Source organism: Thiorhodovibrio winogradskyi (assembly GCF_036208045.1).
Classification (GTDB): domain Bacteria; phylum Pseudomonadota; class Gammaproteobacteria; order Chromatiales; family Chromatiaceae; genus Thiorhodovibrio; species Thiorhodovibrio winogradskyi.
Map to the genome: position 1 here is coordinate 610,780 of NZ_CP121472.1, position 22,454 is coordinate 633,233.

20 protein-coding genes, 1 tRNA gene and 2 pseudogenes are annotated in these 22,454 nt (G+C 61.0%); 15 read left to right on the plus strand and 8 right to left on the minus strand.

Annotated features, from left to right (window positions below):
* Window positions 1-17: 17 nt before the first annotated feature.
* The 6 genes from Thiowin_RS02890 (at window position 18) to Thiowin_RS02915 (ending at window position 8,612) form a co-directional block, all read left to right on the plus strand.
* On the plus strand, window positions 18-1,172 hold the full coding sequence (locus Thiowin_RS02890; RefSeq protein ID WP_408034260.1) for an efflux RND transporter periplasmic adaptor subunit: 1,155 nt from the start codon (window positions 18-20) through the stop codon (window positions 1,170-1,172).
* 98 nt (window positions 1,173-1,270) lie between these two features.
* Complete coding sequence (locus Thiowin_RS02895; protein ID WP_328986241.1) at window positions 1,271-5,305, plus strand: efflux RND transporter permease subunit; 4,035 nt, start codon at window positions 1,271-1,273, stop codon at window positions 5,303-5,305.
* On the plus strand, window positions 5,302-5,967 hold the full coding sequence (locus Thiowin_RS02900) for a hypothetical protein (RefSeq protein ID WP_328986242.1): 666 nt from the start codon (window positions 5,302-5,304) through the stop codon (window positions 5,965-5,967). The genes Thiowin_RS02895 and Thiowin_RS02900 overlap by 4 nt, the downstream gene beginning before the upstream one ends.
* Before the next feature lie 200 nt (window positions 5,968-6,167).
* Window positions 6,168-6,803, plus strand: coding sequence for a ParA family protein (locus tag Thiowin_RS02905; protein ID WP_328986243.1), 636 nt, complete (start codon window positions 6,168-6,170; stop codon window positions 6,801-6,803).
* A gap of 175 nt (window positions 6,804-6,978) precedes the next feature.
* Window positions 6,979-7,554 (plus strand): hypothetical protein, encoded by a 576-nt coding sequence (locus Thiowin_RS02910; RefSeq protein ID WP_328986244.1) that lies wholly within the window; start codon window positions 6,979-6,981, stop codon window positions 7,552-7,554.
* 125 nt (window positions 7,555-7,679) lie between these two features.
* Window positions 7,680-8,612 (plus strand): 5'-nucleotidase, encoded by a 933-nt coding sequence (locus Thiowin_RS02915; RefSeq protein WP_328986245.1) that lies wholly within the window; start codon window positions 7,680-7,682, stop codon window positions 8,610-8,612.
* Here Thiowin_RS02915 and Thiowin_RS02920 read toward each other — a convergent pair.
* Complete coding sequence (locus Thiowin_RS02920; protein ID WP_328986246.1) at window positions 8,601-10,388, minus strand: EAL domain-containing protein; 1,788 nt, start codon at window positions 10,386-10,388, stop codon at window positions 8,601-8,603. The two genes, Thiowin_RS02915 and Thiowin_RS02920, sit on opposite strands and share 12 nt — an antisense overlap.
* 174 nt (window positions 10,389-10,562) lie before the next feature.
* Complete coding sequence (epmB, locus tag Thiowin_RS02925; protein ID WP_328986247.1) at window positions 10,563-11,660, minus strand: EF-P beta-lysylation protein EpmB; 1,098 nt, start codon at window positions 11,658-11,660, stop codon at window positions 10,563-10,565.
* 160 nt (window positions 11,661-11,820) lie between these two features.
* Here epmB and efp point away from each other — a divergent pair, with 160 nt between their 5' ends.
* Complete coding sequence (gene efp / locus Thiowin_RS02930; RefSeq protein ID WP_328986248.1) at window positions 11,821-12,393, plus strand: elongation factor P; 573 nt, start codon at window positions 11,821-11,823, stop codon at window positions 12,391-12,393.
* Window positions 12,368-13,390, plus strand: a complete 1,023-nt coding sequence (epmA, locus tag Thiowin_RS02935; RefSeq protein ID WP_408034151.1) for an EF-P lysine aminoacylase EpmA — start codon at window positions 12,368-12,370, stop codon at window positions 13,388-13,390. Before efp ends, epmA begins: the two co-directional genes overlap by 26 nt.
* Window positions 13,391-13,422: 32 nt before the next feature.
* On the opposite strand, the gene Thiowin_RS02940 is transcribed toward epmA, so the two are convergent.
* Window positions 13,423-14,448 carry a TIGR00341 family protein gene (locus Thiowin_RS02940; RefSeq protein ID WP_328986250.1) on the minus strand — a complete coding sequence of 342 codons (1,026 nt, stop codon included), beginning with the start codon at window positions 14,446-14,448 and terminating at the stop codon, window positions 13,423-13,425.
* A gap of 85 nt (window positions 14,449-14,533) precedes the next feature.
* Window positions 14,534-14,968, minus strand: a complete 435-nt coding sequence (locus tag Thiowin_RS02945) for a SufE family protein (RefSeq protein WP_328986251.1) — start codon at window positions 14,966-14,968, stop codon at window positions 14,534-14,536.
* 308 nt (window positions 14,969-15,276) lie between these two features.
* On the opposite strand from Thiowin_RS02945, the gene Thiowin_RS02950 reads away from it, so the two are divergent.
* A tRNA-Lys gene (locus tag Thiowin_RS02950) sits at window positions 15,277-15,352 on the plus strand.
* A 501-nt stretch (window positions 15,353-15,853) separates the two neighbouring features.
* Here the strand turns inward: Thiowin_RS02950 and Thiowin_RS25155 are convergent.
* Both Thiowin_RS25155 and Thiowin_RS25160 read right to left on the minus strand, forming a co-directional pair.
* On the minus strand, window positions 15,854-16,042 hold the full coding sequence (locus Thiowin_RS25155; protein WP_408034265.1) for a hypothetical protein: 189 nt from the start codon (window positions 16,040-16,042) through the stop codon (window positions 15,854-15,856).
* A gap of 30 nt (window positions 16,043-16,072) precedes the next feature.
* A pseudogene (locus tag Thiowin_RS25160) lies at window positions 16,073-16,162 on the minus strand (helix-turn-helix transcriptional regulator); the annotation flags it as partial.
* Window positions 16,163-16,461: 299 nt separating this feature from the next.
* Between Thiowin_RS25160 and lexA the strand changes: the two are divergent.
* The 3 genes and pseudogenes from lexA (at window position 16,462) to Thiowin_RS02970 (ending at window position 19,986) form a co-directional block, all read left to right on the plus strand.
* Window positions 16,462-16,929 (plus strand): annotated as a pseudogene (lexA, locus tag Thiowin_RS02960) (transcriptional repressor LexA).
* 128 nt (window positions 16,930-17,057) lie between these two features.
* Window positions 17,058-19,259 (plus strand): SF1B family DNA helicase RecD2, encoded by a 2,202-nt coding sequence (gene recD2, locus Thiowin_RS02965; protein WP_328986253.1) that lies wholly within the window; start codon window positions 17,058-17,060, stop codon window positions 19,257-19,259.
* Window positions 19,260-19,269: 10 nt separating this feature from the next.
* The gene (locus Thiowin_RS02970; protein WP_328986254.1) at window positions 19,270-19,986 is read left to right on the plus strand and encodes an SOS response-associated peptidase; all 717 of its coding nucleotides are present in this window, start codon (window positions 19,270-19,272) and stop codon (window positions 19,984-19,986) included.
* Window positions 19,987-20,471: 485 nt separating this feature from the next.
* Here Thiowin_RS02970 and Thiowin_RS02975 read toward each other — a convergent pair whose 3' ends face one another.
* A complete protein-coding gene (locus tag Thiowin_RS02975) occupies window positions 20,472-20,600 on the minus strand; it encodes a hypothetical protein (RefSeq protein ID WP_328986255.1) in 129 nt (42 codons plus the stop codon).
* Window positions 20,601-20,632: 32 nt separating this feature from the next.
* Window positions 20,633-20,956 (minus strand): hypothetical protein, encoded by a 324-nt coding sequence (locus tag Thiowin_RS02980; protein WP_328986256.1) that lies wholly within the window; start codon window positions 20,954-20,956, stop codon window positions 20,633-20,635.
* Window positions 20,957-20,992: 36 nt separating this feature from the next.
* Here Thiowin_RS02980 and Thiowin_RS02985 point away from each other — a divergent pair, with 36 nt between their 5' ends.
* From Thiowin_RS02985 to Thiowin_RS02995, 3 genes are all read left to right on the plus strand, one after another.
* Window positions 20,993-21,325: a hypothetical protein gene (locus Thiowin_RS02985; protein ID WP_328986257.1), complete on the plus strand. Its 333-nt coding sequence runs from the start codon at window positions 20,993-20,995 to the stop codon at window positions 21,323-21,325.
* Between the two features lie 144 nt (window positions 21,326-21,469).
* Window positions 21,470-21,754: a hypothetical protein gene (locus tag Thiowin_RS02990; RefSeq protein ID WP_328986258.1), complete on the plus strand. Its 285-nt coding sequence runs from the start codon at window positions 21,470-21,472 to the stop codon at window positions 21,752-21,754.
* Between the two features lie 163 nt (window positions 21,755-21,917).
* Complete coding sequence (locus Thiowin_RS02995; protein WP_328986259.1) at window positions 21,918-22,451, plus strand: MerR family transcriptional regulator; 534 nt, start codon at window positions 21,918-21,920, stop codon at window positions 22,449-22,451.
* Window positions 22,452-22,454: the final 3 nt, after the last annotated feature.

The window sequence follows — 22,454 nt, forward strand, 5'->3', positions numbered from 1 at the left end:
GCCTGTTAGTGCTGACATTGGTTGCGGCTCTGTTCGGGCGCGGCGCCTTGGCGGTGGACGAGGCCATTGTCGTGCGCCAGGCCGAGGGCTTTCCGACCATGTCGATCGGTGGAACTGTCATCCCCTACAAGGAAGTCACCTTCGCCGCGCAGATGCCGGGACGCGTGACCTTCATCGCCGGCATTGAGGGCGATGATTTCGATCAGGGCAAGGTGCTAGTGTCGATCGACGCGAGCGAACTGGAGGCCAAGCGCGAGGCGCTTTTGGCGCAGATGGCTTCGGCCGATACCCAAATTCGCAATGCCGGGGTGCAATATAACCGCGAGCTTTTCTCTCCGCGCTCCAAGTCGGCCCCGGGAGGCATGGGCGTGCCTAACTTGTTCGACCAAATGTTGACCCGCCCGATGGAGGACTTTCTCGGCGAGCGCGATCAGGACACCGAGGAAGCGGCTGATCTCTTCGCCTCCCGCACCCAGGTGCGCGAGGCCCATCACCAAATGATGCGCTTGCAGGCGGAGTTGCGCGCGCTTGACGCCAAACTGCGTGACGCACGCTCGATCGCTCCCTTTGATGGCATCATCGTTGGCAAGCTGGTGGAGGTAGGGGATACGGTGCAACCGGGCCAGCCGCTGCTTAAGTTTGCCGATGTGGAATACCTGCAAGTGGAGGTCGATGTGCCGGCACGGCTGCGTTCCGGCTTGCATGAGGGCATGATGTTGCGCGCCGAGCTGGACGTGCCGGCGGCTGGACCGGGCGCGCGCGCTGGCGCCTTGGCGAATGTGCCGGTGCGTATCGCGCAGATTTTCCCTATGGCCGATCCGCGGCGCCACACCATCAAGGTCAAGTTCGACCTGCCCCAGGGCACCTCGGAGCCCGGCATGTATGCCACTGTGCTGGTGCCCGATTTCAATGCCCCGGCGCGCTCCAATCCGGTCGTGCCGCGCTCGGCCATCCGCTACAACGGGAGTCTGCCCGGCGTTTATGTGCTGGATGGCAATGGTCGCCCGCAGCTGCGTCTGGTGCGTGTCGGCGATGCCACGCCCGAGGGTGGCGTGAGCATCCTGAGCGGGCTACGTGCTGGCGAGCGCATTCTGGCCAATCCGGGCCCCGGCGTGGCCAGCGGCTGGTCCGACGGCCCGGGCCCGAATGCAAATTCCGCCTCCGGTCACTGATCGGCCGCCGACTGGAAGAACTAGGGCGGCCTGCTGAACGTCCGACAAGCCTCCCGCCGATCACACCGTCCCACCGACTACCGCGATAGACCATGCCCATGAGCCAGGATGACATGCACCCGCAAGGGGACAGACCCAGTGACATGAACCCGAATGGCTCCGCCCCGAGTTCACCACCAGATGCTGGCGCCCACTCTAGTAGTGCGGAGAATTTGGGCCTGGCTGGCAAAACCGCGCGGGCCTTTATTCATTCCCCTCTGTCCCCGCTGCTATATGTGGCCATGCTGGCCATGGGGTTGTTGGGGCTGATCGCCACCCCGCGCCAGGAAGATCCGCAGATCTCGGTGCCCATGATCGACATCATGGTGCAATATCCGGGCGCTTCGGCGCAGCAGGTGTCGAATCTCGCCATGCAGCCGCTCGAGCGCATCATGAGTGAGATTCCCGGCGTCAAGCATGTCTACTCGGCAGCCCAACGCGGTCAGGGCATTGTCACTGTCGAGTTCGATGTCGGCGAGGAGATGGGCCCCTCGCTGGTGAAGATCAATGACAAGATCGCGTCCAACATGGACAAGATCCCGCCCGGTGTCATGCCGCCCATGGTCAAGACCAAAGGCATTGATGATGTGCCCATTGTCACCCTCACCCTGTGGTCGAAGGATGTTGATCGTAACGGTCAACCGGATGTCGATGATGGCCAGTTGCGGCTGCTGGCGCAGGATGTGCTGCAGGTGCTCAAAGAGGTTAAGAACACCGGCAATAGCTTCATTGTTGGCGGGCGCCGCGAGCAGATCACCGTGGATGTCTGGCCGGAGCGGCTGTCAAGCTACCAGATTAGCTTGGGACAGGTGGCCAACACCATCACCACCGCCAATGCCGAGACCACCGCAGGCGGCGTGGAATCGAGTGGCTCGCATTTTTCGGTCACCACCGGCGCTTTTCTCACCAATGCCGACGAAATCAACCGCCTGGTGGTTGGAACCTTCAATCAAGTGCCCGTCTATGTGCATGATCTTGGCCGCGTGCGCCAGGGGTCTGAAGATGCCAATCAAATGGTTGCTTACTACACCGGCCCTGCCGCGCCAGAAGGGCTGGTCGCCGATGGCGAGCCGGCGGTCACCATCGCCATTGCCAAAAAGCCACTCACCAATGGCGTGACAGTCGCCGATGCCATCATCGAGAAGGTGGAGGAACTGCGCGGTTCCCGCATCCCGCACAATGTTGAGGTCAGCGTTACCCGCAATTATGGCGAAACCGCGGATGAGAAAGTCTCCGAGCTGATTTTCAAGCTTTTTGTCGCGACCTTCTTTGTCTTCGTGCTGGTGTTGCTCGCCTTCCGCGCGCTCAAGCCCGCCATCGTGGTCATGCTGGTCATCCCCGTGGTGCTCCTGATGACCATCTTCATGGCCTGGATCACCGACTACACCATCGACCGCGTGAGCCTGTTCGCGCTAATTTTCTCCATTGGCATTCTGGTCGATGACGCCATTGTGGTGATCGAGAACATCTACCGGCGCTGGCTTGAAGAGGGCAAGACCGACGAGGCCACCGCTATCGATGCAGTGCGCGAGGTCGGCAATCCCACCATTCTAGCCACCTTCACTGTGATCGCCGCCCTGCTGCCCATGGGCTTCGTCAGCGGCATGATGGGGCCCTACATGGAACCCATCCCGGCGCTGGGCTCGGTGGCCATGTTGATCTCGCTCTTCGCGGCCTTTGTGTTCACGCCCTATCTGGCAATTTCCAACTGGCTGCGTCCGTCCATGCGCTATCTGGAAGTAGCCGAGAAGCGCGAGCACCGCGAGGCCGAGCATTTGAAAAAACTCTATCAGCGCATTCTGATCCCGCTGATCGAGGACAAACGCAAGCGCGCCACCTTCCGCCTGGTGCTCTGGGGCACCTTTCTGTTCACCTGCAGCTTCTTCTACTTCAGCTGGGTGCCGGTGAAGATGCTGCCACTGGACAACAAGCCGGAGTTCTCGGTGGTCATCGACATGCCCGAGGGCACGGCGCTGCCAGTGACCGCCAATCTGGCCAACCAGATGGCCAATCGCCTGCGCGAGTTGCCAGAAGTTACCGCCATTCAGCTCTATGCCGGCACCGCGCGTCCCTTCGATTTCAATGGCATGGTGCGCCATTACTATTTGCGCTCGGAGCCCTGGCAGGGTGAACTGCAGGTACAGCTGACCAACAAGCATGATCGAGACCGCTCCAGCCACGAGCTAGCCGTGGCGGCGCGCGAGATGCTAAAACCCCTGGCCGAGCAGCTCGGCGCCCGGATTGCCGTGGTTGAGATGCCGCCCGGACCGCCGGTCCTGCAGGCGGTGGTGGCCGAGATTCATGGCCCCTCGGACGAGGTGAGACGGCAATTCGCGCACGAGATGACCGAGTTTTTCGAGCAGGCCGAGAGTACGCGTGATGTAGATAACTACATGCGCGATGGCTTCGACTATTGGCGCTTCCACGTCGATACCGAAAAGGCGGTGCGCAGGGGTATTTCCGTTGATCGCATCAATCAGAATCTGGCCATGGCCCTGGGAGGCGCGGAACTCGGAGATGTCAAACAAATCTCCGGCCACGAGCCCATCCGCATTGTCATCCAGGTGCCTCTGGCCGAACGCTCCCAAATTCAGACCCTGGGCGACCTGCCTATTCAGTCAGATTCGGGCTTTACCGTGCCGCTGCGCGAGCTCGGCCGCTTCGAACGCGTGCCCGAGGAGGCCATCATCTACCGTAAGGACCTGCGCGGGGTCGAATATGTGGTGGCTGATGTCGGCGGCGATCTGGCCGCGCCCGTCTATGCCATGCTGCAGATTGGCGATGCCATGGCCGCGGCGAACTATCGTGCCCCCGATGGCACCAAGCCCAAGGGCTTTTGGCTGGGGCCACCGCCCAGCGATCAGGTCGCCGGCTGGGAATGGGGCGGCGAATGGACGGTCACCTACGAGACCTTCCGCGACATGGGCGCGGCCTTTGGCGTGGCCCTGGTCCTGATCTATATTCTGGTGGTGTGGGAGTTCGGCAACTTCCGTATTCCACTCATCATCATGGCGCCCATTCCGTTGACCCTGCTTGGCATTATTCCGGCGCATTTTCTCGCCTTCCAGTTCGGTCTGGGCGGGGAGTTCACCGCCACCTCCATGATTGGCTGGATCGCCCTGGCCGGCATTATCGTGCGTAATTCCATCCTGCTGGTGGATTTCTCCATCAGCGAGGTACAAAAAGGCGTGCCAGTGGCCGATGCGGTGGTGCGCGCCTGCACCACCAGAACCCGACCCATTGTCATAACCGCCTTGGCGCTGGTGGCCGGCTCAAGTGTCATTTTCAGTGATCCAATTTTCCAGGGCATGGCCATTTCCCTGGCTTCGGGTGTTTTGGTCTCGACCGTCCTGACACTCATTGTTATCCCGCTTGGCTGCGTGGCGGCCAGCAAGGATCTGTGCGAGGTGGCCGTGGCCTCCGCGCCGCCCGGGGTCGAGGTGCCCTGCGCGCGGATGCTGGGCAACGGCGAGGCGGCAACCAGCGCGCGCCGGGCGCCGACATCTAAGTCAGGCGTCTCCAAGCTGAGATACCTGGGCGAAGGCCTGCTGATGATCGGTTATGCCCTGCGCGGTCTGGGGCTGCTGGTGTATAGCGCGGTCAATGATCTCTGGCGCAAGCAGCGCGCGAAGGGGCGCGATAAACCGGTGCAGACCGCGGAAGCTGTTTCTCGACGCAATGCGCTCAGGGTGCGCGCCGAGCGGGCATCCCAGGATGCGGCCAGCCCGGCACCGATTGCAGAAGACCCAGCCCAGAGGGCAGCGGCCCAGGATGCGAGCGTTGAGAATGCCGCGACCAAAAGCGCGCCCGTTAAGAAAACACCTGTTAAGAAAGCCCCTGCCAAGCCGCCAACCAAAAGGGTGCCGGTGAAAAAGGCCAGCAGCGCCAATAGCACGACTAGGAGCACGACTAGGAGCACCAGCAGGAAGACCACGACCAAGGCATCTGATGCCGAAGCGGCTAGCGAGACCAATGGCGCGGCATCTGGCAAGGCGCCTGTCAAGAAGGCGGCCAGCACCGGCACGCGCAAGAAGCCAACGCGACGTGGTATTCGGCTAAAAACCGATGATGATCAAGGTGGAGCCAGCGAATGACGCGTACTCGGGTTCCTTATCCGTTAACACTTGGGCATGGCTTCGCTCTGGCCGCGGCGCTGGGTGTCAGCCTGTCCGCGAGTGCCTGGGAGCCAGCGGATGCCAGCAAGACAGCGGATCCCGGTTGGTATCGCGCGGGCGAGACCTTGCCTTATGTCGCGCCTTATACCGGATCAGCGCCAGGTTATTCAGGGGCAAGCGGGTACAAGGGTGGCCGAGCCTCCAATTGGAATGACGGCAGCGCGCATGATGCATATGGCCGGGGTAATGCCGATGGCGACTCCAGCCGACATCAATGGGTCGCGCCTGGTGCGACGCGTTCATCGGGTGTGGGGGCGGATTACCAGGTAGGCGCAAAAAGTTCCGTTAGTCCGCATTATCCGTCTGCCTTGGATGAGCAGACCGGGTTTGATAACGGTGCAAACCCAACTCAGTGGCGTGAGTCTGACTGGTATTCGCCTTATGGGGCTTCGTATGACGCAGAGGCAAGCGGCTATCACTTTCGCGGCGACAATGGGGCTCGCCAGGACTGGCAGGTACCTGCCGGCTCCTGGGGTGCCCAGCAGGGTGGCTACAGTTTTCGCGAAGACAAGCGGCTTGAGTCCCGGATGCCAGCCAATGTCAGTGATTCGCGCTTTCGGTTTCGCCCGCTTGAACCTTAGGGGAGCACCGCTGATGCTTCGTCGGAGTGATCGGTGGGTTAATGCTAGGCGCTAACGACTGAAGTAGTCAGGCTCCCACCCCCCCTGGTCTTGGTCGCTGCTGCCCTGTTAGGCGCCAATTCAAGCGCGGCAGGGTTGGACTGAGGCGATGACCGCGCGGGACTGGCTCTCCAAGGGCGTGGGCGTGAAGGAGTAAGTTCGTGATCACTGTTGTCGGATCTTTGAAAGGCGGTTCAGGCAAAAGCACACTCACCTTCAATCTGGGCGTGTGGCTGGCGATGGCCGAGGTCGATGTGCAATTGATCGACGCCGACCCCCAGGCCACCCTGACCGACGTGAATCAGGTGCGGGTCGAGGAAGGTTTCAAACCCGTGCTCAAGGTGCGCGATCAAAGTGCTTTGACGACGGAAAGCCTGGGTGAAACCGCCGAGACGCTGATTGATATCGGCACCTCGGACATGGACGCGCTGCGCCTGGCCTTATCCCTGTGTGATCGGGTGCTGGTACCGGTGCCGCCGTCGCAGGCCGATATTTGGTCCACTCAGCGCTTTGTGCGGCTGGTCGAATCCGTGGAACGTGATCGCTCGGGGCCCGATATTCTCGGCTTCATCAATCGCGGCGATACCCATCACGCGGTGCGGGAAACTGACGAAGCCGCGGCCGCGCTGGTGTCGCTAAATGGGGTGCGTTTTGTGCGTAGCCGCCTGTCGCTGCGAACCGTGTTTCGGCGCTCCTTCAGCGAGGGGTTGGCGGCCTTTGAACTCGATTCGCGCGGTAAAGCCGCGCGGGAATTCAACGCACTGGCGGCCGCGCTCTATCCGCATTTGCTGCGTTAGTTGTGGCGCGGCGGGCCTGGCGCGGTCCTGTTGTAACTGGCTTTAATCGGCTGCTTTAATCGGCATCTGGACTAAACCAGCCCTGGGTACCACCCAGGGCCGGATTGGCCGGGAGCCAAGGGGTTGTTTCACCCGGACGCGCACCGGCCCGCCAAGCGGCTCAGGGAGTATGGTAATGATGACAGATGAGCACAAACACACTGGGGAGAAGTCGAGTTCAGCCTCCCATGCATCCGCCGATGCCGAGGAGGGATATGACGAGCGCGTAGACGGCGTGCAAAGCCCCGCTGAACAAAGCCGGGATGTCCGGGCCAATGCCTTTGCGGTTGATCGATTGTCGCAGGCGTTTGAGACCAGTGCTCGACGTTGGGAGTTGATCGTCTACCCGTCGCTCTTTGCCTTCATCATTCTGGCGGCCTATGGTTTTTATCTGGTGTTCAGTCTGGCCAAGGACGTGCACTATCTCGCCATTAGCGTCGACTCCAACATGACGGTGATGGCAAGTAACATGCAGTCCATCTCCGATAACATGGTGCAGATGAGCAATGACATGCGCGGCATCACCGCTTCGGTCGATGGTATGGAGGTCCACGTACGCACTCTGGAGCCCATGTTGTCCAACATGCAGAGCATGAACGAGTCCATCCGATCCATGACCTTTACCACGGCGGTCATGCGTGACGACCTCGGAGGGATGAACCGCAGCATTGGCCGGCCAATGAACTTCATGAACGGGATGATGCCCTGGTAATCCAGGTTCCTTGTGCCAGTCTTGGCCAGATCTTGACTTGAGCTCGGTGGGGGGAGCCGCGGCCCGTGGTGTCCTGGCCAAGATGACGGGATGGTCTGGGTTAGTTCGCGCTTTGGGTTGTGAAAATGCCTGATTCTGTGTCCGATATCCGCCTGGTGGTGGCCATCTCTTCACGGGCACTGTTCGATCTGGCAGAATCCCATCGGGTGTTCGAGAATCAGGGCATTGAGGCCTACCATGCCTATCAGGTGGCGCATGAGGGCGATGTGCTTGAACCTGGCGTTGCTTTCGCGCTGGTCAAAAAGCTCCTGGCCCTGAATGAGCGGCTCGGCGAACGCGGCCAGGTGGATGTCATTCTGCTCTCGCGCAATAGCTCCGACACTGGGCTGCGGGTGTTTAATTCCATTCATCACTATGGACTCGACATCGCGCGGGCCGCCTTCACCAGCGGTGAGAGCCCTTATCGCTATGTGTCTGCCTTTGGCGCGCATCTTTTTCTTTCGGTCGACCCGAGTGACGTACGCCAGGCGCTGATGGCAGGCTGCGCGGCCGCCACCATCTGGGCCAGTCCGCCTTTTGCCAAGACGCGCGATGACGAGCAGTTGCGTATTGCCTTCGATGGCGATGCGGTGCTCTTCTCCGATGAATCAGAGCGGATTTTCCGCCGCGATGGGCTGGCTGCATTTAACGCCAATGAGGTCGCGGCCGCGCGCGAGCCGCTGTCGGATGGCCCGTTTAAAGGCTTTCTGTTGGCGCTGCAACGCATTCAAAGCATCTTTCCGGCGGACGAATCACCTCTGCGTACAGCCTTGATCACCTCGCGCGGCGCGCCCTCGCACGAGCGGGTGATCCGCACCCTGCGTGCTTGGGATATCCGTATCGACGAGGCGCTTTTTCTCAGCGGGCTCGGCAAGGGTCGCTTTCTAAAGGCCTTTGACGCGGATATTTTCTTTGACGATCAGGAGACCCATTGCCAGGACGCCAGCACCCTGGTGGCGACCGGGCATGTGCCTTTGGGGGTAGCGAACCCAGGTTGCTCGGAGTCGTCAGTCATTTAGGTCAAGGGCGGATGACGGGCGGCCAAGGACTTTGCCCTGGACATAGTCGGCACCTGCACTCCAGATGGCAGCGAGCGTGCGCTCATCCTCGATGCAGCCGGCAATACTTCGAATGCTCTTTGACTGGGCGGCGGCGAGCAGGTGCTTGACGTGGCCATTCTTGAGCTGATCGGTGCTGAGATTCTCGGTCAGGGCAGGTGCAAGACGCGCAAAATCCAGTGGGAACTCGTTGAACAGGAGTTCGGAGTCGGGATTCTGGCCGAAGTTTGATACCACGACCTTGCTTTTCACCTGTCTGAGCCCAGAGGCCAGGCCATAGGCAGTGTCGCCCAGCGTGCGGATGTCCTGCTCGTGAATCTGAAAACTGACCCAGTTGCCGCGAATGCTGTTTTGGCGCAGCTGGTCGCAGATCCAGATCAACAAGTCCGGATCTTGCAGCAGTACCGCGGACAAGCTGAGCAGGAAATGCGCGCGTTGCCCGGCCTGCCGTCTGTCACTCAGCGCGCGCAGGGCATGCTGAATCACCCAGCGGTCGACATCGGGCAGGCGGCCGGAACGCGCGGCTGGCTCGAGCAGATTATCGGCCGCGTGAAAAGTGCGGTTGTCATCAAGCAGGCGCAGCAGCACGCTGTATCTTTCCTGGCTGTCCCCGCGTAGGCTGACGATGGGTTGGTAAGCCAGTTTGAAGCCGTCGTTGTCCAGCGCGCGCTCAATTTGCTCAATCAGTTCCTCATCGCTGGGTTCGCGACCGGAGAGCGCATGGGGTTGTTCGCTAAGATCCGGAAGCGGATCCTCGCTGGTTGCAAGGGTTAGCGGCGGGAGCTTGGCCTCTTTGGCGTCATTCAGCGGGAGGTCGGGGAGCGGCTCGGAGGACACTTGCAACGCGAGCTGCTGTTCCATTGCCTGTTCTTGGGGTGCCTGTTCTTGGGGTGCCTGTTCTTGGGGTGCCTGTTCTTGAGGTGCTTGTTCTTGGGGGGCTTGTTCACCGGGGCTGGAGGTTGCTGGAGCGGGTCGCAGTTGTCCGCCGCTTGGTTTCAGGGTGAGATCAAGCTCTGGGGCTGCTGTTTGGTCTTGTGGTCGATCTGGTGGTTGCTTGGGTAGCTCATCCGGCGGCTGGTTTGGCGCTTGACCTTCAGCTGCCACTGGCGGCGTGTTTTGGTCTGCCCTCAGACCGGTGATGAGCGGACCCAGCGCCTCGCGATACTCGGGGGGGAGCAAATCCATCAGGCTGCTTTGAGGCGAACCGCTGTTGTCCACCGGTCCGGTCAGGGAGCGCAGGGCTGCTTGGGGATCAAGGCGCTGGCCCGACTGCAGACCCTCGCCGCCGGCTTTCAGCAGTGCCTGGAGGTGGCGTTCGCTGCGCTTGAGGCGCTCATGCAGTATTTTAGCTTGCTGGGCGGATGTCCAGAGTTTCCATTCGCGCTGCACGGCCCGGACCAAGGCGTCTTCGTCACCAGGCGTCAGCAGCCCATGGGCGCCGGCGCGCAGCAGATGCAGGGCATTGGCGTCCTGGTCGCCTGGGGGAGCGAGGACGATGAGCGGGATGCGCCGGTCGATATCCACATAGGCCGAGGCAATTTCCTGAGCCGAAACCGACTCGCCGATGCAGGCGAGGATCAGATCGATGTGGTTAGTGCGTACAAGGCTCTTGGGATTTACGGAGAAGGCACCGCGCACGGGCAATCGGGCGCGCTTCAGAACAGCGAGCACCGCTTCCGCGTCAGCCGCCGCGGCGGCGAGAATCAGGAGCTGAAAGTGATTTACCGGATTGGCCATCTAGCAAGTTGTGCCTTTCCAAAAACGCGCCGCCCACTAGCGCCTGTCTGTTGCATGATCCGGTGAGTGGCGCGCCGGGTTGCCGATCTGCATGGGACATTGCGGTCGTCGGCTGAGCGCCACTCAGGCCGGATGCGCGTCACGACAGTCGATGTTTACATTCGGGGTGCCATGTTATACCCGCGCCCGGCTGTGCGCGACTCTCTTTCGCGCGTTGGGTCCATCGCCTTGCTCCCGAGATTCTTCCTGAGCTTGATCAAGCGGCGTTTTGCTATTGGCCCCCAGTTGCTCGATGACCACCCTCGGCATCAGATAGCCGGACATTTGGGCGCGCAACTCTTTCGCGATCTTGACACAGCTTGTCAGGGGCAGGGCGAAATGCGCGCTGCCGGTAACCTGGTCGAGCAGGTGGAGATAATAGGGCATGACGCCTAGCGCAAAGAGCCGCTCGCTCAGATCGCGGAGAATTTCCGGCGAGTCATTCACCCCGCGTAGCAGCACGCTTTGGTTCAATAGGGTGATGCCCGCGCGCTGCAGCCGGGCCAGCGCGGTGGCGGCTGCCTCGCCAAGCTCGCGCGGGTGATTGGTTTGGGTGACCAGCACGCATGGGAGCCGGCCGCCACCGAGTAGCCGGCACAGCGTCGCGTCAATCCGGCTTGGCAGCGTGGTTGGAATGCGGGTATGCAAACGGATCCGTTTCAGATGTCCGATACTCTCCAGGGCGCCGAGCAGCCAGCCTAGGCTGCGATCATTGAGTAGCAAGGGATCGCCGCCGCTGAGAATGACTTCACTGAGATCCGGTCGCGCGGCAATGGCCGCCAGCGCTCGCGTGGCCTGGTCAGGGTGGTTCATGCTGGCGGCGAAAGGGAAGCAGCGGCGAAAACAGTAGCGGCAGTGGATGGGGCAGGCGCCGGTGACTAGCAGCAGGGCGCGGCCAGGGTACTTGCACAGCAAGCCGGATGTTTGTCGGGCGTTTTGGTCACCAACCGGGTCGGGGCCAAAATCCGGGTGAGGCCGGGTTTCCGCCAAAGTCGGCAGGATTTGGCGCAGCAGAGGGTCATCTGGGTTGCCTGGCTCGATGAGATCCAACCAGGCGCGCGGCGCACTCAGCGGATAAGATGCGGCGGCCGCCTTGCCCTCGGCAATCAGCGCCGGGTCCAGATCAAGCAGTTGGCACAGGCGTGGCAGATCGCGAATGCCAGTGCGCAGATCAGCATGCCAGTCGCTCTTGTGCGCGGATGTCTGCCATTGGCGTCGGCTTCGCGATACCATTGGCGGCTGGCCGCGGGCCGCGCACTTTGGCTGCGCCTGCGTCCCCATCGAGCAGTCCGTCATCAGGGCTGCTCAGCGTCTGAGGCGATGCGATCGCGACGCATCGTCGAGCGCGTGATGTTTCGGGTCAATGAGCAAGAGCCTGAGTCGAGGAGTTTGCATGGCAAGTTATAAAACCAATGAGTTCAAAGGTGGGTTGAAGATCATGCTTGACGGTGATCCTTACAATATCGTCGAGAATGAGTTCGTCAAACCGGGCAAGGGGCAGGCATTTAATCGCGTCAAGATCAAAAACCTCAAGAGCGGGCGCGTGGTGGAGCGGACTTTCAAGTCTGGTGACTCGGTCGAGGCCGCCGACGTGCATGATACCGAGTTGCAGTATCTCTACAACGATGGCGAGGTCTGGCATTTCATGCACCCTGAGACCTTCGAGCAGCTCACCGCCGATGAGACGGCCGTGGGCGAGGCAGCCAAGTGGATCAAGGAGCAGGATATGTGCTCGGTGACCCTCTATAACGGCGCTCCGCTGAGCGTCGAACCGCCCAATTTCGTGGTGCTTGAGATCACTGAAACCGACCCTGGCCTGAAGGGTGATACCTCCGGCGGTGGCGGCAAACCGGCTACCCTCGAGACGGGGGCCGTGGTCAATGTGCCCTTGTTCGTGCAGATTGGCGAGATGATCAAGGTCGATACCCGCACCGGCGCCTATGTGTCACGCGCCCGGGACGACTAGTCCGCAACCGCAAGTGACCCCGCCTCCGGCTTTCGCCCAGTCGCGGGTGGAGGTCAACAGCTGGGGCCCTTGCGCCTCACCGGAGGTGCTACGGGCGCGGGCGCGCATGTTGGCCGACATTCGCGCTTTCTTTGCCGCGCGCGAGGTGCTGGAGGTGGAAACGCCCATGCTCTCGCAAGCAGCGGCGACCGACCCCGCGCTGGCTTCCATGCGGGTGGAGGACAGCGGCTACTGGCTGCATACCTCACCTGAGTTCCCGATGAAGCGCCTGTTGGCCGCCGGCGTTGGTCCCATCTATCAGGTATGTCGGGTATTTCGCGCTGGTGAGCGCGGGCGGCGGCATCATCCAGAGTTCAGCTTGCTCGAATGGTATCGCCCGGGCTGGACGCTGGTGGAGCTCATGGGGGAGGTGGCTGATCTGGTCCGCCATCTGCTGCATCGTCCCGAACAGGCGGTCGAGTTCGTCCGTTACCGGGAGTTGTTCCAGCGCGAACTCGCGGTGGACCCCTGGCACTGCACGCCGGATAGCTTGCAGGCCGTTGCACATGCCAAAGGACTGGGCGAAGATCTTAAGTTGGACACCGATGGTTGGCTGGATTTACTCCTTACCCACTGCCTGGAGCCCAAGCTAGGGCAAGCCGGCCTTACCTTTGTGCACGACTATCCGCCCAGCCAGGCCGCCTTGGCGCGCCTGAGCGACCATGACCCGCCGCATGCCGAGCGCTTTGAGCTGTACATGCAGGGCATGGAGTTGGCCAATGGTTTTCAGGAATTAACCGCAGCCGAGGAGCAGCGACGACGCTTTGTCTTTGATAATGCGGAGCGTCAAGCCTTGGGTCGGGTGCCCGTCCCTCAGGATGAACAACTGCTCGCGGCACTTGTGGCCGGTTTGCCCGAGAGTGCCGGTGTTGCACTCGGACTCGACCGGCTGCTGATGCTGGTCTGCGGTGCCGATCATATCGATCAAGTGATCGCCTTCCCCATCGAACGCGCCTGATCACGCTCGGTCCGGGGCGCCGGGTTTAACCTTCAGCCGCCCCAGAACGGTACATTCTTGAGCAGATCGCCGAACGAAGCGCGCACCAGCATGGCGGCAATGAGCACGGCCAGCAAAATAGCCCAGAGCGCGATGTACAAGGAGGTCGAATACTGGGCTTTGCGCGTCTCCAGCCAGCCGCGCGGTTTCACGCCCTTGACAAGGAAGACCACCTTGGCCGCCAGTAGCACGCAGACCACATTCACGGCCAGCAGCAGCGCGGCCCCGAGCGCCAGTTCCCAGCGCTGATGGCCCAGCATCAGCCCCAGCACGGCGGTTGGCGGCAGCAGGGCCACTGCCACCATGACACCCACCAAGGCCGATGACAGCCCGGTGGTTAGCGACAGCACAGCTGCCGCGCCAGACGCCAGAGCGAGCGCGACGCCCCCCAGTCCGACCTCGGTTCGCGCCATGATCTCCTGACTATTGAGATCAATTTGCGCTAGCAACCCGATGAGTAAGGCCAGCAGCATGGCCAGCCCAAGCCCAGCGCTGGTAGCTGCCAGCGCTTGTGCTGACAGCCGCCGGTCGCCCAATGAGGTCGCGAATGCAAAGGCAATAATGGGCCCCAACAAAGGTGCTATGACCATGGCGCCGACCACCACGGCCACGTTATCCTCGGCCATGCCAATGGCCGCCACCACGGTTGACAAGGCCACCAGCAGAAGGAAAGTACCGTCAAGCTGCGCACCCTTGGCGATCTCTGTATACAACTCCTCGCGCGTGTTGGCGACCGAGCTGCGTTTATTCTCCGCGGACTCCTCGTCGCCCGCCGCCACCCGAGGCAAGGTTGCATTGACAGTCTGAATCACAATGCGCCCGTTGCTTTCCTTCTCGAGCAGGCTCTGCAGACCATCAAGCAGCCTCTGGCGCGCCTGATCCGGGACCAGCATTCGCAGTGTTTGCCTGCCATCGGGACCCTCCGCGCCCCACCAACAGTCCGCCGCGCCATAAAAACGTGCCATCGCCATTAATTCCTTCGCGTGGCGCGCGGGAGCGACAACTTCAACAATGCGCATGATGTGGTTACCTTGAGTTTCGACTTTGGAGCTCGGACCTGGAATTCAGTCTTGGAGTGTACATGTACGAAATGGAGGATCTGATTCAGCTCTGTTTCCGCGTCGACTCTCCACCAAGACCGCGCGCGATCGCATAAAGGCGTTCCATGAAATGCTCCATGCCAGCCTGGCGATTGGCGCTCAAATGCTCTTTGAGTCCCAGTCCATTGATGTAGTCCGTGGGATCGGTCTCCAGCACAGTCTCCGGCGGTTGACGCTGAAAAGGCACTAGCAGCAAAGCCACCAGCCCGCGCACCAGAGGCGTTTCCGCGTCGGCGCGAAACTCAATCACCTCGGGATCATCGCCCACCAGACTTCCAGTCAGCCAGGTTCGGGTGTTACAGCCCTGAACCAGATTTGCCTCAATCCGCTCACTGTCCGCAACTTGCAGCAACTCCCGGCTCAACTCCCCGATAAACTCATAACGTGCCTCCCAGTTCTCTAGTAACTCAAAGGCTTCCAGCACTTCGGCGGTATTCATGTCAGACTTTCACTCCGCGCGGTTAATATCGTTGTAGTATCTAAAAGCGATTGTACCCGTAATCGCAACAATCAAGCCCACAAAGGAAAATTTCCGCATCCGGTTCGCTTCGCCGAACCCGATCCGACTCGCCCCGACAAGCGCAAAAAACAAAAAAACCAAACTATCATGATGGTTTTGAGGTCTCGACCTTCAGCGTACCCGATCTCCAGCGTATCAGATAGGCATTGGGGCGATGGTGCCAAGCCAACTTTGCGCCCCGCTCATGAAACCCTTATACTGCGCGGGTCGGGCATCCGACACCTCAAGCGCCCTTAGCTCAGTTGGTAGAGCATCTGACTTTTAATCAGGTGGTCGTGCGTTCGAGTCGCACAGGGCGCACCATATAAAACAGATAGTTAGAGCTTGTGCTCACTATCGCAGGCTTCTTAATCTGACATCTGGTAGCCGTTTGGTAGCCGTTCGTCGTTGGCTAGGAACCCAAAACTTCCTAGGCACCAGCTGGACGATTGAGGACTCCAGGCTTCCGCTGGAAGTTTCTGACCGGGCGATCTGCCTGTCTGGCCCTGCAATTCTCTTGGCAAACCCGTCACCGGTGATCCACTCCGAAGTCGGGTCAGCCGAGATGGCCGCGCTTTTTTGCTAGTCCGAGACGCGAAACGTCGATGTCATGTTCGGCCTTGCGATTGGCGAGGATCCAGCGCGTCAAGTTAAGCGCTGGATCGATTTCCAACGGAGACCGCACTGTTGCCTTACCCCTCAGGGATCCATCCCCTTGGAAGCCCATTCGCCGATTACCTCAGTCGAGCCTCATTGGCTCCGTCGGTCAGAAAACTCCAACGAACGAATGATCGACGAATGCGCCAGCTTTGCCAGTCTGTATGGTCAAGGAACAGAAGACCTTGGTCGTGTGACCATGCTTTCTCCGGTCATGGTGCCGGAATGGCGGCTGAAGCCAAACGTCGAGCGCTCGGAATGCATCCGGTCAACCATCTGCGCCATGTCGGATTCTGGGGTTTCACGAATATGCGCCGCAATCACGGCTTCAACCTCATGTTCGGGCCATGCCGCCATTCTGCGTCCGAGAGCGATTGGGCGGGGGAAGAGTCCCTCGCTAATACGGGCGTATAGGCGGGAGCGACTGTAACCTGTCCGTTCCAGAACGACAGGCAGGCGAAGTACGCGCGTTGACATAAGTTTTCTCCATCGGTTGTTGTGACATCGCGCCCGCGAGAGCCAACCAAGTTGACCGATTGACCGTGATGGCAACCATCACGGTGTCTCACGGGAACCGTGGAGACAGTGTTGGATAAATTGCAATTAAACGCGACAACGAAAGCGACTGGAAATCCGGCACCTTTCTGTCTAACGAAAACATTCCACCTGCCGTTATACTTGACCGCCTGAGCAGCAATCTTTTTCAGCCAAGCCATGTCTTCTCGGCTAAGCTGAGATCAGACATCGCTGCAGCTGATTGAAAGACACTAACGCGCATGGCCCAACTCGCCTACCTGATTCCCCACCGCCGCACAGCCCCAGCCTGGGGCTCAGACTTCGAGCCCATCGATCTGGAACTGGAAGCCGGCGTCACCCTGCCGTTGCTTGGCACCATCGCCGCTGGTCTGCCGATTGAAGCTATTGAAGATCGTGAAACCGTCCAGATTCCCTCGCACATGGCGCGCAAAGCCAGCTATGCACTGCGGGTGCGCGGGCATTCGATGATCGATGATCATATCCAGGACGGGGACATCATTATCGTCGAGCAGCGCCAAACCGCTGACAACGGTGAAACCGTGGTCGCCAAGATCAATGGCGATTAGGTCACCCTGAAGCGCTTCTACATCGAAACCGATGGCATCCGCCTGCAACCGGCCCATCCCGACATGGCGCCGATCTTCCTGCGCCATGACGAACTCGAAATCCTCGGCATTGTCACTGGCGTGATGCGGCTGGCGGCTTGATCGCCGCACGCTTGGGCTGACCACCCTGGCAAGAGCCACAGAAGCTTGGATGACGCCCGACCGGAAATCGGCTCAGCACCGCACCTTTTGGCGCGCCGCCGATCTGCGGCGTCTGCGACAATCCGCCCATGCCCGACTCGGTCTCTCCAAACTATCACAGCGGCTCTCCGCTTGAGACCCTCGCCGGTCCGGTCGAGCGCGTCACCTTCCATAGCCCCGAGAGCGGCTTTTGCGTCCTGCGGGTCAAAGTCCGTGGCGAACCTGAGTTGATCACCGTCGTCGGCAACGCCGCCCAAGTCACCCCCGGCGAGCACATCGACGCGCGCGGACAATGGACCATCGATGCCCGCCATGGCCGGCAGTTCAAGGCCAACGAACTGCGTGTGGTCCCGCCCGGCACCCGCGAAGGCATCGAGCGCTACCTCGGTTCCGGGATGGTCAAGGGCATCGGCCCACATTTCGCCAAGCGCCTGGTCGATGCCTTCGGCGAGCAGGTGTTTGACATCATCGAACAATCCCCGGATCGTCTGCGCGAACTGCCCGGCATCGGCAAGAAGCGCCAGGAACGGGTCACCCGCGCCTGGGCCGAGCAGAAAGTCATCCGCGAGATCATGGTCTTCCTCCAGTCCCATGGTGTTGGCACCGCGCGGGCGGTGCGCATCTTCAAGACCTATGGCGAAGCCGCCATCGAGCGCGTGCGCGGCAATCCCTACCGGCTGGCGTTGGACATTCGCGGCATTGGCTTCAAAACCGCCGATCAACTCGCCGAACGGCTGGGCATCCCGCGCGACTCGCCCTTGCGCGCCCGCGCCGGCGTGCGCCATGTCCTGCAGGAAATCGCCGGCGATGGCCATTGCGCAGCCTGGCGCGAGGCGCTGGCGGAGCGCTCGGTCAAGCTGCTGGAGATTGAGTCTGCTGGCATTGAAGACGCCATCAACCTCGAGCTGGCTGCCGGTCAATTGGTGGCAGAAACGGTCGAGGACCGCGTGCTGGTCTTCCTCCCCGCCTTGCATCGCGCCGAAGCCGGTGTGGCGGAGTCCTTGATCCGCCTGCGCGCGGGCTCGCCACCCTGGAAGAGTATTGATACCGAACGCGCCTTGCCCTGGGTCGAAGCCCAGACCGGACTGCGCTTGGCCGAGTCGCAACAACAAGCCGTCAGCCAGGCGGTCACTGGCAAATGCACCCTGCTGACCGGCGGCCCTGGGGTGGGCAAGACCACGGTCGTCAATTCGATCTTGCGCATTCTGCGCGCCAAGGGGGTCAAGGCTACCCTGTGCGCCCCGACCGGGCGCGCGGCCAAGCGATTGTCGGAATCGACCGGGCAAGACGCCAAGACCATTCATCGCGTGCTGGAGTTCGATCCCAAGACCCTGGACTTCAAGCACAACGCCGAGAACCCGCTGGAGACCGACCTGCTGGTCTGCGACGAGACCTCCATGGTCGATGTCAGCCTGATGCACAAGCTCCTGAGTGCGCTCCCGGACTCAGCCGCCGTGCTGCTGGTCGGGGATGTCGACCAACTGCCCTCGGTCGGCCCGGGCGCGGTGCTGGCCGATGCCATTGGCTCCGGTGTCTTGCCGACGGTCCGACTGACGGAAATCTTCCGCCAGGCGCAGACCTCGCAGATCATCGTCAATGCCCATCGGATCAATGCCGGGCTCTTGCCCCAAACCCCGGAGCCGCAGCCGCCGGACGGCGACTGGTTTTTGATCCGCAGCGAGACCCCTGAGCAAATCCAGGAACGGCTAATCAAGACCATCTGTGAGCGCATCCCGGCCCGTTTTGGCTTAGACCCGGTCGCCGATGTCCAGGTGCTCACCCCGATGAACCGGGGTGGTTTGGGCGCGCGGGCGCTGAATGTGCTGTTGCAGCAGCGGCTCAATCCCCAAGCCCAACCGCGTATCGAGCGCTTTGGCTGGACCTTCGCGCCGGGCGATAAGGTTATCCAGAACGTCAACAACTATGACAAGGAAGTCTTTAACGGGGATATTGGCCGAATTCGCGCCATCGACACCGAGAACAGCGAGGTGCGTATCGGCTTCGACGGACGGGAGGTGATCTACGAATTTGGCGAACTCGACGAGCTGGCGCTGGCCTATGCCATCAGCGTTCATAAGGCGCAGGGCTCGGAGTATCCGGCGGTCGTGATCCCCTTGGCGACTCAGCACTACATGCTGTTGCAACGCAATCTGCTCTATACCGGGGTGACCCGCGGCAAGCGGCTAGTGGTGTTAATCGCCCAACCAAAGGCCGTGGGCATGGCGGTGCGCCAGATCGGCGGGCAGCGGCTGACGCGCTTGCGGCAGCGGTTGATCGAAGCGTCGGTTTGAGGAAAAGCTGATGTGCGGACGCTTTGCCCAATGCTTCGATGTGCAGGCCACGGCGAACTGGCTGGAGGCGCAACCGCCGATTGGAACACCGCCGGCGCGCTACAACATTGCTCCAGGCAGTCGGATGCTCGCCTGTCGATCCAGAGCCGACATTCAGCGGGAACTGGCATCTTTCCATTGGGGCCTGGTTCCCAGCTGGGCCAAGGACCGCAAACTCGGCTACAAGACCTTCAACGCCCGTGCCGAGACGGTGGCGGAAAAGCCGTCCTTCCGCGCGGCGTTCAAACATCGGCGCTGCTTAATCCCGGCCGACGCCTTCTACGAATGGCAGACCACCCCCAACGGCAAGCAGCCTTTTGCCTTTCGGCGCTGGGATGAACAGCCGATGACCTTCGCCGGGCTATGGGAACAATGGACCGAGCCGAGCTCCGGTGAGCGGTTGGAGAGTGCGACCATCATCGTCACCAACGCCAACCCGCTGGTGGCGGCCGTTCATGACCGGATGCCGGTGATGATTGATCCCAAGGACTGGGATCAGTGGCTGCATCCTGGGGAAGCGGACGAAAACCGGCTGAAGCGGCTGTTCCAACCCTGCCCAGGGGATGCAATGATCGGCTATCCCGTCACGTGGTCGGTCGGTCAGCCGCGCTTCGATGCGCCGGAATGTCTGGTTCCGACAGGTCCGCTGATCGACGCGGCAGCCGATCAGTTTGCTTTGACCCCCTGATGCTGGGGATTCGCACGGGCCGCGCGCAACCGCTTGCGCGACGCAGCCCGCGTCGAAAAGGCCCGCCTTGGATCACAGCTTTGCCAACCCATCGCGCCGGATCGCATATTGGGACTTGACAACCGGGCCAAGGATTATAAACAGGCCCCGAGGCAGACACGTTCCGCGCCAAGCCCAGAGTTTCAACCACTTGCGCCCTGTTGGAAAAGGCGTCAAGGAAAAACAAAAACAGTGACTTACAGGCCGCAACAATTCTGACCAATCGGAAACGACGCGCGCCGGGACAAGGGTTTAGAAGCCATCTGACAGCCTTGTTCACAAGGTTATCCACAGGAGTGGTGGATAAGGGATTTTTTCAATGTGCCATCGGGGATTTACCCATCCTTGTTCGAGAAAGACTGAGTCACCGCGCCCAAATGAAGCGAGCAGGTCGATGCATCACTCGTCTCAGCCAGGTTGCATGCCGTTGGCGAAGTTCAAGGCCATCACCAACTGCGCTCCGGCCGGCCTGACTGACCGAGCGCGGCTGCCCGCTCGCGGGGGATCTGCAGTTCGCATTGGCGCGCGTTGGCCTGTTCGACCGAATCGAGACAGGGAAGACAGTGCAGGCTCATGCTGGAACTCCTCTTGGTAGCGAGCGTTTGGATCAGCCTTGCGGACCATTCAGTTGGTTCAGGTTCTCCCTGATCAGCATGTCCCATTCCTCTTGCAGGCTGAGGTGATCCGGAAAAACGCTGCCGGCGCGGCGGTGCCAGTAGCGGGAGTTCCACAGGTCGCCTTCCTTGCGGTGCAGGTAGGCGTGAATGCGCGCGGCACCGGTTTGCCTCGGACCGTCTGGCAAGGATTGGACGATCTCGTGGGCGCGATCCCAATCGCCCTTGGCCTCAAACCAGAGTGCGGCCAAGCAGGGATGCTCGGTGACTGGACAGGAGTCCTCGTTCAGGCTGTTGCGAAATGCGGGATAATCCATTGGTTGTCATCCAATCGAAACTCCAGGGGAATCGCTATGAGCCTATCACGAGCTTTCCCGTTAGCGGCCTTGATGCTGGTGATGTTGGCCACCGCATTGATCAGCCTTCCGCTTGCGCAAGCCGGTACCGACCCTTTGGTCAAACAAGGCGCCTGCCCGAGCGGCTATCGCACCCAGGGGGATTACTGCGTTCCCGGCTCGAATGCGCGTGGTGCGCTGCCAAAATCCGGCAGTTGTCCGCCGGGGTATTACACCAGCGGCGGCTACTGCGTGGCTGGCAAGAACGCCAAATCTGCCATTCAGAAGATCGGCGCCAGCTGCCCGGCCGGTTGGTACACCAGCGGAGATTATTGCCTGCGCTCGCGTTGAAGCCGCCTCATCCGGCCTGGAAACAACTTGACGCGAGTGACTGGTGTCATTCAACGGACCCGAGTGCGTTGCGCGGGGTGTCTGCAAAGGTGAAGATTTCACCCTGCCTGCTCGGCTTCGATGCACTTTGGAGCAGCATGAAACATGATAGAACCACTTTTCGAGATGGGCCGCACGCTAGCTACGGCAGGCGTAATGGCTGTGTTGGAGGAGTTGGGTCAGCAAGACCTGCTGCAGTCCGTCCTGCATCGGCACTGTTATGGTGACTGGGGTGATGTCGATGAAGACGACTGGCGAGCCAATGAGCAAGCCCTGCAAGACAACGAACGGCTGATGAGCCTTTACAAAGTCGACTCGGGGCTGACGCTGTGGGTTATCACGGAAGCCGACCGCAGTCAGACAACGGTCATGCTGCCCAAGGAGTATTGATTGAACAGTCACTAATCGCACGCGCACGGCGCTCTCCGCTGACACGATCCCCTTCTCTTTCTTCCGGTCGAACGACCAACCCCTCCGCAACCGCCGCAACTGGTGGCCGCATCTCTGTGCTGGATTATATTGACAGCGCCACTGTCGCATGTATACTTCAGGCATGTCCAAATCATTCACCATCAAGGATCTCAGCGCGCGGAGCGGGCTCAATGTGCGCACCATCCGCTACTACATCGCTCAAGGCCTGGTACCGCCACCACTTGGCCGCGGCGGCGGGGCGACCTATGAGACCCGCCACCTCGAGCGCTTGCAACTGATCCGTCGCCTGCAGGATGCGCATCAGCCGCTGGCGACCATCCGCGCCCAGCTTGAGGGGTTGGACGATGCTGAAGTGCGCGCCGCGTTGCAGAAAGAACCGGCCACGCCCCCTACTCCATCTGCAGGCTCGGCGCGGGATTATGTCGCGCAGGTACTGTCGGGAATGGCGAGCGGTTCGTTACCGGCCAAGCCTGCGACCAAAGCCCAAGATCTCGGTCGCAAGGACGACAAGTCCCTCCCCCGCAGTCACTGGGAGCGCATCACCCTGCATCCGGATATCGAGTTGCATGTGCGCCGCCCCCTGGCGCGTGCCCAGCAACGCCGACTCGAAGAACTGATCACTCAGGCCAAGCGCCTGTTCGATCTTGATCCCTAATCT

Bases quoted from the DNA above. Each gene is read 5' to 3' on its own strand.
- epmB (WP_328986247.1), bottom strand. From the start codon at position 11,660: ATGGTATCGCGAAGCCGACGCCAATGGCAGACATCCGCGCACAAGAGC.
- Thiowin_RS02895 (WP_328986241.1), top strand. From the start codon at position 1,271: ATGAGCCAGGATGACATGCACCCGCAAGGGGACAGACCCAGTGACATG.
- efp (WP_328986248.1), top strand. From the start codon at position 11,821: ATGGCAAGTTATAAAACCAATGAGTTCAAAGGTGGGTTGAAGATCATG.
- Thiowin_RS02915 (WP_328986245.1), top strand. From the start codon at position 7,680: ATGCCTGATTCTGTGTCCGATATCCGCCTGGTGGTGGCCATCTCTTCA.
- Thiowin_RS02995 (WP_328986259.1), top strand. From the start codon at position 21,918: ATGTCCAAATCATTCACCATCAAGGATCTCAGCGCGCGGAGCGGGCTC.
- Thiowin_RS25155 (WP_408034265.1), bottom strand. From the start codon at position 16,042: ATGGCGGCATGGCCCGAACATGAGGTTGAAGCCGTGATTGCGGCGCAT.
- Thiowin_RS02940 (WP_328986250.1), bottom strand. From the start codon at position 14,448: ATGCGCATTGTTGAAGTTGTCGCTCCCGCGCGCCACGCGAAGGAATTA.
- Thiowin_RS02990 (WP_328986258.1), top strand. From the start codon at position 21,470: ATGATAGAACCACTTTTCGAGATGGGCCGCACGCTAGCTACGGCAGGC.
- Thiowin_RS02980 (WP_328986256.1), bottom strand. From the start codon at position 20,956: ATGGATTATCCCGCATTTCGCAACAGCCTGAACGAGGACTCCTGTCCA.
- Thiowin_RS02985 (WP_328986257.1), top strand. From the start codon at position 20,993: ATGAGCCTATCACGAGCTTTCCCGTTAGCGGCCTTGATGCTGGTGATG.
- epmA (WP_408034151.1), top strand. From the start codon at position 12,368: ATGTGTCACGCGCCCGGGACGACTAGTCCGCAACCGCAAGTGACCCCG.
- Thiowin_RS02920 (WP_328986246.1), bottom strand. From the start codon at position 10,388: ATGGCCAATCCGGTAAATCACTTTCAGCTCCTGATTCTCGCCGCCGCG.
- Thiowin_RS02975 (WP_328986255.1), bottom strand. From the start codon at position 20,600: ATGAGCCTGCACTGTCTTCCCTGTCTCGATTCGGTCGAACAGGCCAAC.
- Thiowin_RS02900 (WP_328986242.1), top strand. From the start codon at position 5,302: ATGACGCGTACTCGGGTTCCTTATCCGTTAACACTTGGGCATGGCTTC.
- Thiowin_RS02910 (WP_328986244.1), top strand. From the start codon at position 6,979: ATGATGACAGATGAGCACAAACACACTGGGGAGAAGTCGAGTTCAGCC.
- Thiowin_RS02945 (WP_328986251.1), bottom strand. From the start codon at position 14,968: ATGAATACCGCCGAAGTGCTGGAAGCCTTTGAGTTACTAGAGAACTGG.
- recD2 (WP_328986253.1), top strand. From the start codon at position 17,058: ATGCCCGACTCGGTCTCTCCAAACTATCACAGCGGCTCTCCGCTTGAG.
- Thiowin_RS02970 (WP_328986254.1), top strand. From the start codon at position 19,270: ATGTGCGGACGCTTTGCCCAATGCTTCGATGTGCAGGCCACGGCGAAC.